12 protein-coding genes are annotated in these 10,172 nt (G+C 68.3%); all 12 read left to right on the top strand.

Translation table 11 applies throughout. The annotated features are described in order from the left end of the window. The first annotated feature begins 238 nt into the window (after positions 1 to 238). The 12 genes from fliE (at position 239) to fliP (ending at position 10,106) form a co-directional block, all read left to right on the top strand. Positions 239 to 604 (top strand): flagellar hook-basal body complex protein FliE, encoded by a 366-nt coding sequence (gene fliE, locus ARC23_RS06280; protein ID WP_005409552.1) that lies wholly within the window; start codon positions 239 to 241, stop codon positions 602 to 604. A gap of 13 nt (positions 605 to 617) precedes the next feature. Then, entirely contained in the window at positions 618 to 2,264 is a 1,647-nt protein-coding gene (gene fliF, locus ARC23_RS06275; protein ID WP_057496441.1) for a flagellar basal-body MS-ring/collar protein FliF, read from the top strand. A gap of 7 nt (positions 2,265 to 2,271) precedes the next feature. Next, on the top strand, positions 2,272 to 3,258 hold the full coding sequence (gene fliG, locus ARC23_RS06270) for a flagellar motor switch protein FliG (protein ID WP_057496445.1): 987 nt from the start codon (positions 2,272 to 2,274) through the stop codon (positions 3,256 to 3,258). Then, positions 3,255 to 3,896 (top strand): FliH/SctL family protein, encoded by a 642-nt coding sequence (locus ARC23_RS06265; RefSeq protein ID WP_057496440.1) that lies wholly within the window; start codon positions 3,255 to 3,257, stop codon positions 3,894 to 3,896. The genes fliG and ARC23_RS06265 overlap by 4 nt, the downstream gene beginning before the upstream one ends. Continuing rightward, positions 3,893 to 5,278, top strand: coding sequence for a FliI/YscN family ATPase (locus tag ARC23_RS06260; protein ID WP_057496439.1), 1,386 nt, complete (start codon positions 3,893 to 3,895; stop codon positions 5,276 to 5,278). The genes ARC23_RS06265 and ARC23_RS06260 overlap by 4 nt, the downstream gene beginning before the upstream one ends. Before the next feature lie 3 nt (positions 5,279 to 5,281). Then, the gene (gene fliJ / locus ARC23_RS06255; RefSeq protein WP_057496438.1) at positions 5,282 to 5,749 is read left to right on the top strand and encodes a flagellar export protein FliJ; all 468 of its coding nucleotides are present in this window, start codon (positions 5,282 to 5,284) and stop codon (positions 5,747 to 5,749) included. Continuing rightward, on the top strand, positions 5,749 to 6,918 hold the full coding sequence (locus tag ARC23_RS06250) for a flagellar hook-length control protein FliK (RefSeq protein ID WP_057496437.1): 1,170 nt from the start codon (positions 5,749 to 5,751) through the stop codon (positions 6,916 to 6,918). The genes fliJ and ARC23_RS06250 overlap by 1 nt, the downstream gene beginning before the upstream one ends. Before the next feature lie 140 nt (positions 6,919 to 7,058). Then, on the top strand, positions 7,059 to 7,574 hold the full coding sequence (locus ARC23_RS06245; RefSeq protein WP_057496436.1) for a flagellar basal body-associated FliL family protein: 516 nt from the start codon (positions 7,059 to 7,061) through the stop codon (positions 7,572 to 7,574). Between the two features lie 10 nt (positions 7,575 to 7,584). Continuing rightward, positions 7,585 to 8,589, top strand: coding sequence for a flagellar motor switch protein FliM (fliM, locus tag ARC23_RS06240; protein ID WP_057496435.1), 1,005 nt, complete (start codon positions 7,585 to 7,587; stop codon positions 8,587 to 8,589). After that, positions 8,586 to 8,921, top strand: coding sequence for a flagellar motor switch protein FliN (gene fliN / locus ARC23_RS06235; RefSeq protein WP_005409543.1), 336 nt, complete (start codon positions 8,586 to 8,588; stop codon positions 8,919 to 8,921). The genes fliM and fliN overlap by 4 nt, the downstream gene beginning before the upstream one ends. Next, on the top strand, positions 8,918 to 9,325 hold the full coding sequence (gene fliO, locus ARC23_RS06230; protein ID WP_057496434.1) for a flagellar biosynthetic protein FliO: 408 nt from the start codon (positions 8,918 to 8,920) through the stop codon (positions 9,323 to 9,325). The genes fliN and fliO overlap by 4 nt, the downstream gene beginning before the upstream one ends. 1 nt (position 9,326) lies before the next feature. Continuing rightward, complete coding sequence (fliP, locus tag ARC23_RS06225) at positions 9,327 to 10,106, top strand: flagellar type III secretion system pore protein FliP (protein ID WP_057496433.1); 780 nt, start codon at positions 9,327 to 9,329, stop codon at positions 10,104 to 10,106. The last annotated feature ends 66 nt before the right edge of the window (positions 10,107 to 10,172 follow it).

Here is a 10,172-nt window from a genome sequence, read left to right as displayed (position 1 = left end):
GCAACCGGACCCACCCCGCCACCCCTCAGTAGACCCGCTTCTGCTGTTGCTCCGGCTCCGGCTTCGGCTGCTGCCGCCGAGGTTGCCGGCCAGCGGCCGGCACTACCGCGGGGCGCGGGGTGCAACCCCGCACGCACACCCTCAACCCTCACGTCACTGAATCGAAAACCGGTTTCGGCACGGCACTTGCACCTGCTCCAGCAGACAACCCCATCCCCTGTTTCTGGAACCGTTGCAGATGTCCCACTCCGTCACTTCGATCCTTTCGCAGATCCGCTCCTATCAGACCCAGATGGGACAGCCGGCGCTCAACCCGCTGGGCGAAACGCCGCGCAGCAATGCCCTGCCGGGCACGGTGCTGGACGCACCGCAGGCGCAGCCGGCCAGCTTCACCGAGACCCTGCGCGGTGCGATTGCCGGCGTCAACGATGCGCAGCAGAAATCCGGCGCGCTGGCCAAGGCCTTCGAAATGGGCGACCCCAGTGCCGACCTGGCCAAGGTGATGGTCGCCTCGCAGCAGTCACAGATCGCCTTCCGCGCCACCGTGGAAGTCCGCAACCGTCTCGTCCAGGCCTACCAGGACGTGATGAACATGCCGCTGTAAGGAACGTTGACGCATGGCACTGACGCTTTCCAAGGACAGCCTGAACGCCGAGAAGGCCGGGCAATGGTTCGACCGCCTGCAGAGCCTGCAGATCACCCGTCGGCTCGGCCTGATGGCGATGATCGCAGTGGCGGTGGCGGCGGGCCTGGCCGTGTTCTTCTGGTCGCAGAAGCCGGGCATGGTGCCGCTGTACACCGGCCTGGACCAGAAGGCCACCGCTGAAGCCACCGACCTGCTGCGCGCCGCGCAGATTCCGTTCGCCCTCGATCCGGCCACCGGTGGCATCACCGTGCCGGAGAAGAACCTGCACGATGCCCGCCTGAAGCTGGCCGGCTCGGGCCTGACCGACAGCGGCAAGCTGGGCTTCGAGCTGATGGAGCGCGATCCCGGCTTCGGCGTCAGCCAGTTCGTGGAAAGCGCACGCTACCAGCACGCACTGGAAACCGAGCTGTCGCGCACCATCAACACGCTGCGCCCGGTGCGCGACTCGCGCGTGCACCTGGCCATTCCCAAGCCCAGCGCCTTCACCCGCCAGCGCGACGTGGCCAGTGCCTCGGTCACGCTGGAACTGCGCGGTGGCCAGCAGCTGGAGCGCAGCCAGGTCGACGCCATCGTGCACATGGTGGCGGCCAGCATTCCCGACCTGGCTCCGGAACGGGTGACCGTGGTCGACCAGAGCGGGCGCATGCTCAGCGTCAGCGATCCCAACAGCGAGGCGGCCGTCAACGCCGCGCAGTTCGAGCAGGTGCGCCGCCAGGAGACCTCGTTCAACCAGCGCATCCGCGAGCTGCTGGAACCGATGACCGGCCCCGGCCGCGTCAATCCGGAAGTGAGCGTGGACATGGACTTCTCGGTAACCGAGGAAGCCCGCGAGCTCTACAACGGTGAACCGCAGAAGCTGCGCAGCGAGCAGATGAGCGAGAACACCACCAGCACCCCGGGCCCGCAGGGCGTGCCGGGCGCGACCAGCAACAGCCCGCCGGGCCAGCAGGCCGCGCCGGCCACCGCGCAGGCGCCGACCGAAAGCAGCAAGAACGCCACCCGCAACTACGAGCTGGACCGCACCCTGCAGCACACCCGCCAGCCGGCCGGCCGCATCAAGCGCGTCTCGGTGGCGGTGCTGGTGGACAACGTGCCGCGCGCCGGCGCCAACGGCAAGGTCAGCCCGCAGCCGCTGTCGGCCGCCGAACTGACCCGTGTTGAAGCGCTGGTCAAACAGGCTGTGGGTTTCAACGCCGAGCGCGGCGACACCGTGTCGGTGATGAACGCGCCGTTCGTGCGCGATACCACGCCGGTGGAAGGCCCGGCCTGGTGGGAACAGCCCTGGGTGCACGATGCCGGGCGCATGCTGCTCGGTGCCGTGGTGGTGCTGGCGTTGCTGTTCGGGGTATTGCGCCCCGCGCTGCGTGCGATCACCGGCCAGGGCAGGAACAACGAGAACCAGGCACTGGAGCCGCACACCGCGGACGTGCAGCTGGTGGACGACGATGGCCTCCCGCTGCCGGCGCTGGGCGCGGACCGGGCCAGCCTGGGAGGGCCGGATGCGCTGGCCCTGCCGGTGGATTCTTACGAGGAACGACTGCGGATGGCGCGTGAAGCCGTGAAGACCGACTCCAAGCGTGTGGCCCAGGTGGTCAAGGGTTGGGTGGCCAATGACTGAGCCGCAACTGACCGGCGTGCAGCGCGCCGCCGTGCTGCTGCTGTCCCTGGGAGAGCTGGACGCGGCCGAAGTGCTGCGCCACATGGAGCCCAAGGAAGTGCAGAAGATCGGCATCGCCATGGCCACCATGACCGACATCACCCGCGAACAGGTGGAACGGGTAATGGATCAGTTCGGCCAGGAGCTGGGCTCGAAGACCTCGCTGGGCGTGGGCTCGGATGACTACATCCGCAACATGCTGGTGCAGGCGCTGGGCAGCGAGAAGGCCGGCAACCTGATCGACCGCATCCTGCTTGGCCGCAACACCACCGGCCTGGACGCGCTGAAGTGGATGGACCCGCGTGCGGTGGCTGACCTGGTCCGCAACGAGCACCCGCAGATCATCGCCATCGTGATGGCGCACCTGGAAACCGACCAGGCCGCCGATGCACTGAAGCTGCTGCCCGACCGTACCCGCGTGGACGTGCTGCTGCGCATCGCCACCCTCGATGGCATTCCGCCCAACGCACTCAATGAGCTCAACGAGATCATGGAGCGCCAGTTCGCCGGCAACCAGAACCTGAAGTCGTCCAACATCGGCGGCGTGCAGTGTGCAGCCAACATCCTCAACTTCATGGACAGCGGCCAGGACCAGGCGATCCTCGGCGAGATCGCGCGCATCGACGCCCCGCTCAGTGGCCGCATCCAGGACCTGATGTTCGTCTTCGACGACCTGGTCGACCTGGACGACCGCGAGATGCAGCTGGTGCTGCGCGAGGTGAGCGGCGAGCGCCTGGGCCTGGCTCTGCGCGGCGCCGACATCAAGGTGCGCGACAAGATCACCCGCAACATGTCCCAGCGCGCGGCCGAGATCCTGCTGGAGGACATGGAAGCCCGTGGCCCGGTGCGCCTGTCCGACGTGGAAGGCGCGCAGCGCGAAATCCTGGCCATCGTCAAGCGCATGGCCGATGAAGGCACCGTCACCATCGGCGGCAGCGCGGAGGCCATGCTGTGAGCAACGTCGTGCGCTGGCTTGCCCCGGATCTGCTGGCCCGGCCCGAACCGGTGCTGGACCCGGTCGATGCCTTCGAGCTGACCGAACCGGACCCGGAGCACGCACCGGAACCGCCGCTGCAGCTGCCCACGCTGGAGGAAATCCAGGCGATCCAGGACAGCGCCGAGAAGGAAGGCTTCGAGCACGGCCACGCCGAAGGCTACGGCCAGGGCCAGGCCGAGATCCGGCGGCTTGCCGCGCAGATCGAAGGCATCCTGGACAACTTCAGCCGCCCGCTGGTGCGCCTGGAAAACGAAGTGGTCGGCGCACTGGGCGAACTCGCGGTGCGCATCGCCGGTGCGCTGGTCGGCCGCGCCTACGAGGCCGAGCCGGCACTGCTGGCGCAACTGGTCAGTGAAGCCATCGATGCGGTCGGCGGCAGCAGCCGCGACGTGGAAGTACGCCTGCACCCGGACGACATCGCTGCCCTCGCCCCCTTGTTGAACCTTTCGCCGCAGCAGCGCCTGGTGCCCGACACCAGCCTGAGCCGCGGTGACCTGCGCGTGCACGCCGAAGCGGTGCGCATCGACGGCACCCTGGAAGCGCGCCTGCGTGGCGCACTGGACGCGGTGATCCGCCAGACCGGAGCCAGCGCATGACGCCCGAACCGCTGCTGCCCCCGCCGCCGGCCGACTGGGCGGTCGCGCGCAACCTGCGCCTGGCCCGGCGCCTGGAAGGCCTGCGCGTGGATACCACCCATGGCCGTGGGCTGATCCGTGAGGGCGTGCTGCGCCGTGCGGTCGGGCTGACGCTTGAAGCGGTCGGCTGCGAAGCGCCCCTGGGCGCAAGCTGCAAGGTGGAAGTGGTCGACGGCGGTTGGGTCGATGCCGAAGTGGTCGGCTTCGCTGGCGAACGCACCTACCTGATGCCCAGCGCCGAACTGCACGGCCTGCTGCCCAACGCACGCGTGGTGCCCTCGGCCCGCCGTGGCGGCGTGGAAGTGGGCGAAGGCCTGCTCGGCCGTGTCATCGACAGCGATGGCGTGCCGCTCGATGGCAAGGGTCCGATCCGTGCCGAAGGCCATGTCGGCATGGCCGGCGTGTCGATCAACCCGCTGGCCCGTGAACCGATCACCCAGCCACTGGACGTCGGCGTACGGGCGATCAACGCGCTGCTGCCGATCGGCCGTGGCCAGCGCGTCGGCCTGTTCGCCGGCTCCGGCGTCGGCAAGTCGACGCTGCTGGGCATGATGACCCGCTACACCGCCGCCGACGTGATCGTGGTCGGCCTGATCGGTGAACGTGGCCGCGAAGTGCGCGATTTCGTCGAGACCACGCTGGGCGAGGAAGGCCTTCGCCGCGCCGTGGTGGTGGCCAGCCCCGCCGACCGACCGCCGCTGGCGCGCCTGCACGGTGCCTACCGCGCCACCGCGATCGCCGAATGGTTCCGCGACCAGGGCCTGAACGTGCTGCTGCTGATGGATTCGCTGACCCGCTTCGCCCAGGCGCAACGCGAGATCGGCCTGTCGGTGGGCGAACCACCGACCACCCGCGGCTATCCGCCCTCAGTGTTCGCCAAGCTGCCCGCGCTGGTCGAACGGGCCGGCAACGGCGCCAAGGGCCGCGGTTCGATCACCGCGTTCTACACCGTGCTGACCGAAGGCGATGACCCGCAGGATCCGATCGCCGATGCCGCGCGCGCGATCCTCGACGGCCACATCCTGCTGTCGCGCCGCGTGGCCGACAGTGGCCTGTACCCGGCCATCGACGTTGAATCGTCGGTCAGCCGCGTGGTCACGGAAATCGCCGACGAGCCGTGGCGCCTACGCATCCGCAAGTTGAAGCGGCTGGTCTCGGCCTACTCGGCCAACCGCGACCTGATCGCCATCGGTGCTTACCAGCGCGGCAACGACGCGGCCACCGACGAAGCCCTGGAACGCTGGCCGGAAATCATGGAGTTCCTCGGCCAGGACGTTGCCAAGGCCGCAGATCTCCCGCACAGCCAGGCGGCACTGCAGCGCCTGGTGGAACAAGAGAGTTAAGCCATGAACCAGTCCAAGCGCATCGACCCCCTGCTCAAGCGGGCCCAGGAACATGAGGACGCGGTGGCCCGTGACCTGGCCGAGCGACAGCGCGTGCTCGATACCCATCTATCGCGACTGGACGAACTGCGCCGCTACGCCGAGGAGTACGCCAACGCCCAGATGGCGGCTACCAGTCCGGCGCAGCTGCTCAATCGCCGCGCCTTCCTCGATCGGCTGGACAGCGCGGTGGAACAGCAGCAGGCCACCGTCAACGGCAACCGCGAGAAAGTGGAAGCCGAGCGTGCGCGGCTGATCCTGGCCAGCCGCGACAAGGCCGTGCTCGAACAGCTGGCGGCCAGCTATCGTGCCCAGGAAAAGGTGGTAACCGACCGCCGCGACCAGCGCGAGATGGACGATATCGGTGCACGTCGCGCACGCCTGGTGCAGAGCGAAGACCAGGACGGCGGTGAACAGGGAGGTCGCCCGTGATGCCCGCCGCGCTTTCCGGCAGCGCCACCGCCTCCGCCCCGGCCAACGGCAACGCGGCGGGTCGCGGCCCACGTACTGAAGGCAGCAAGGATTTCAGCCAGCTGCTGCAGGGTGGCCCGGCGCCATCGGCGCCGCCAACGGCGGGCGACACGCCCCCCGCGGCGAACGCGTCCGCATCGGGCCAGGCAGCAACCTCTGACGGCAACGGACGTGCGCGCAACGAGCGCACCGCAGAACCCGACGCTGCTGGCGGTGAGCCGACGGTTGCGCCGCTGCTGCCGCCGGATACGGCCGAGCCTTCCACCGACAAGGACAAGGCGCTGGCCAGCGACGACGCGCCGTGGCCCCCGCTGGGCCTGGCCGGGCTGGTCCTGGCCGTCGCGGTTCCGGTTGACCCGGCGGCCGCCTCGGCCACCGCCACCGCCGTTGCCGGCAGCGGTAGCGCGTTGCCCGGCACTGCGGCGCCCACCACCCCGCCGGCACTGCCGACTGCCGTCCCTGCGGGTGCACCTGCATCGGCCACCGAGAGCACGAGCGCAGTGCCCACCACCGACGACGCCGGCGCATTGCCCTTGCCGGAGCTGGTCCTGCCTGGCAGCAAGCGCGGTGAGCGTGGCGAAGGCAGCGACCTGACCGCGGTCGGCGACCGTACCGCCACCCCGCTTCTGCACGCACCTGCCCCTGCGGCGCTGCAGGAGCTGAAGTCGGCGCTCGCCACCGGTACCGCCATCTTCAACGGCGAACCGACACCGAAGCCGGTGCTGGGCGACGATGGCTTCGACCAGGCCATCGGCACGCGCCTGGGGTGGCTGGCCGACCAGAAGATCGGCCATGCACACATCCGGCTCAGCCCGGATGACATGGGCCCGGTGGACGTGCGCCTGCAGCTCAACGGCGACAAGGTGCACGCCAGTTTCAGCAGCCCGCACGTGGACGTGCGCCAGGCACTGGAAAGCAGCCTGCCGCGCCTGCGCGAGCTGCTGGGCGAACAGGGCTTTCAGCTGGCGCACGCCGATGTCGGTCATCAAGCACCGGGGGGTGACGGCCATACGTCGGGGCAGGCCGGCAACGGCAGCATCACGGGTGACGGAGAACCGTCGCCAGCCGATGCCGGTGTGTCCTCGGCGCAGATGATCCGCCAGCGTGGGTTGCTGGACGCCTACGCCTGACAGGCCATGCCAACCATGGGTGCGGAGCTTGCTCCGCACGGCCCACCGGAAGCCCGACGGAATTCCGTCGCACCCCTCGCCCCCGCCTTCGGCACACCCCTTGCATATCCCGGTGAAGCAACCCTCAGGAGCTTCACCCCGTGGCCGCAGCCGCTGACAAAACCAAGAAGACCGCCGAGAAGGACAAGGCCGCCAAGCCGCGTAGTCCGATCCTGATCACCGCACTGGTGGCCGTACTGGCCGCCGCTGCCGCTGGTGGCGGCGTGTGGTTCTTCACCCAGTCCAAGCACGAGGAAAAGACCGCGCAGGCGCCCAAGAAGAGCGCCACCCCGGCCCCGGCACAGTACTTCCCGCTGGATCCGGCGTTCGTGGTCAACCTCAACGGCCCGGTGGACGGCCCGCGCTACCTGCAGCTGGAAGTGCAGCTGATGACCCGCGATCCGGCCGCGCTGGAAGCGATCAAGACCCATGCGCCGGCCATCCGTGCACGGCTGCTGATGTTGTTCTCGCAGGTCAGCCCCGACCAGATCGCTGACATCGCCGGCAAGCAGAAGCTGCAGGCCGCCTCGCTGGCCGAAGTGCAGAAAGTGCTCAAGGCCGAGACCGGCAGCAACGGCGCCGACGATCTGCTGTTCACCAGCTTCGTGACCCAGTAAGGGCCCACCCATGAATGACCTGCTGTCCCAGGACGAGATCGATGCCCTGCTCCACGGTGTGGACAGTGGCGCGGTCGAGACCGATGCGGAACCGCCTTCGGGCGAGGCACGTTCGTACGACTTCGCCAGCCAGGACCGCATCATCCGCGGTCGCATGCCAACCCTGGAGATGGTCCATGAGCGCTTCGCGCGCCTGTGGCGCATCGGCCTGTTCAACCTGATCCGGCGTTCGGCCGAGCTGTCGGTGCGCGGCATCGAGCTGATCAAGTTCAACGACTACATGCACTCGCTGTATGTGCCGACCAACCTGAACCTGATCCGCTTCAAGCCGCTGCGTGGCACCGGCCTGATCGTGTTCGAGCCGACCCTGGTGTTCGCCATCGTCGACAACTTCTTCGGCGGCGACGGGCGCTATCCCACCCGCATCGAAGGCCGCGAGTTCACCGCCACCGAAATGCGGGTGATCCACCTGCTGCTCAAGCAGACCTTCGCCGACCTGCGCGAGGCGTGGGCACCGGTGATGGATGTCGACTTCGAGTACATCAACTCGGAAATCAACCCGCACTTCGCCAACATCGTGACGCCGCGCGAATACGTGGTGGTATGCCGCCTGCACGTCGAACTCGACGGCGGTGGCGGCGACATCCACGTCACCCTGCCCTATTCGATGCTCGAGCCGATCCGCGAGCTGCTCGATGCCGGCATCCAGAGCGACCGCAACGACCGCGACGAGAGCTGGGGCCAGACCCTGCGCGAACAGCTCAACGTGGCCGAGGTGACCCTGTCCAGCGTGCTGGCCAGCAAGCGCATGACCCTGCGTGACCTGACCCAGCTGAAGGTTGGCGACATCCTGCCGATCGAGCTGAGCCCGCAGGTTCCGCTGTGCGTGGAGAACATCCCGGTGTTCACCGGTGAGTTCGGCATCGCCAACGGCATGAACGCCGTGAAGATCACCGCTACCCATCCGCCGGGCACCCGCCCGCGCGTACCCGTCATCCAGGAAGACCCGCAATGAACGATATCGACGCCCTCGAACCCACTCCGGCCCAGTTCAGCAGCCTGCAGGCCGATGAGGCGAATGGTCCGGACCTGAACCTGGACGTGATCCTGGACGTGCCGGTGACCCTGTCGCTGGAAGTCGGTCGCGCCCGCCTGCCGATCCGCAACCTGCTGCAGCTCAACCAGGGCTCGGTGGTGGAACTGGAACGTGGCGCTGGCGAATCGCTGGACGTGTTCGTCAACGGCACCCTGATCGCCCACGGCGAGGTGGTGGTGATCAATGACCGCTTCGGCGTGCGCCTGACCGATGTGGTCAGCCCGAGCGAGCGGATCCGGAGACTGCGTTGATCGCGCTGGCCTCCACCCTGCTGGCGGTCGGCAAGGCCGCCACGCCGGTCGGCCAGCACGCGGCGGCCGCGCCGAGCCTGTTCGGCGCGGTGCTGGCGCTGCTGGCCGTGCTGGCGCTGGTCGTCGGCCTGGGCTGGCTGCTCAAGCGGCTGCCCGGCAGCGGCTTCCGCCCGGCCGAAGGCATGAAGCTGGTGGCCAGCCTGAGCGTGGGCGCCAAGGAGCGCGTGGTGGTGGTGGAGGTCAATGGCCAGCAACTGCTGCTGGGCGTCACCGCCGGCGGCATCAATACCCTGCATACCCTGCCCGAGCCGCTGCCGCCCCCGGCGCCGGTGCGCGTGCCGGATTTCAAGAACCTGCCGAATTTCGCCCAGCTGCTGCAGCAGCGGCTGCGCAAGGACCCCTGACATGCGTGTCACCCGTACCCGTCTTGCCACCCTGATGCCGTGGCTGCTGTTGCTTGCCCTGTGCCTGTTGCCTGCGCTGGCGTTCGCCGCGCCCGGTACGCCGGCCACCCCGCTGCCGGACATCAACGTGGGCAAGATCGGCGGTGCGCCGGTCAGCCTGCCGTTGCAGACCCTGCTGCTGATGACGGCGATCACCCTGATCCCGTCGATGCTGCTGGTGCTGACCTCGTTCACCCGCATCATCATCGTGCTGGGCCTGCTGCGCCAGGCACTGGGCACCGGGCAGACGCCGTCCAACCAGGTGCTGCTGGGCCTGGCCCTGTTCCTTACCGCAATGATCATGCTGCCCACCTGGGACAAGGCCTGGAGCACCGGCATGGCGCCCTACCTCAACGGTGACATCGACTTCCAGACCGCCTGGACGATGACCACCCAGCCGCTGCGCGCGTTCATGCTGGCGCAGATCCGCGAGACCGACCTGATGACCTTCGCCGGCATCGCCGGGCACGGCACCTACGCCAGCCCCGACGCGATTCCGTTCCCGGTGCTGGTCGCCTCCTTCGTCACCAGCGAACTGAAGACCGCCTTCGAGATCGGCTTCCTGATCTTCATTCCGTTCGTGATCATCGACCTGGTGGTGGCCAGCGTGCTGATGTCGATGGGCATGATGATGCTGTCGCCGATGCTGGTCTCGGCCCCGTTCAAGATCCTGCTGTTCGTGCTGGTCGATGGCTGGGTGCTGACCGTGGGCACGCTGGCGGCGAGCTTCAATCCGGCGTGACGCCATCCGGCGCGATTGAAAGGCAGTCGAGCATGGCTCGACTCTACATAAGAAGGTGGAACCCGA

This window comes from Stenotrophomonas beteli (assembly GCF_001431665.1).
Taxonomy (GTDB): domain Bacteria; phylum Pseudomonadota; class Gammaproteobacteria; order Xanthomonadales; family Xanthomonadaceae; genus Stenotrophomonas; species Stenotrophomonas beteli.
The sequence above is the reverse complement of the archived record's forward strand: the minus strand, read 5'-3'. Positions and strand labels throughout refer to the sequence as shown.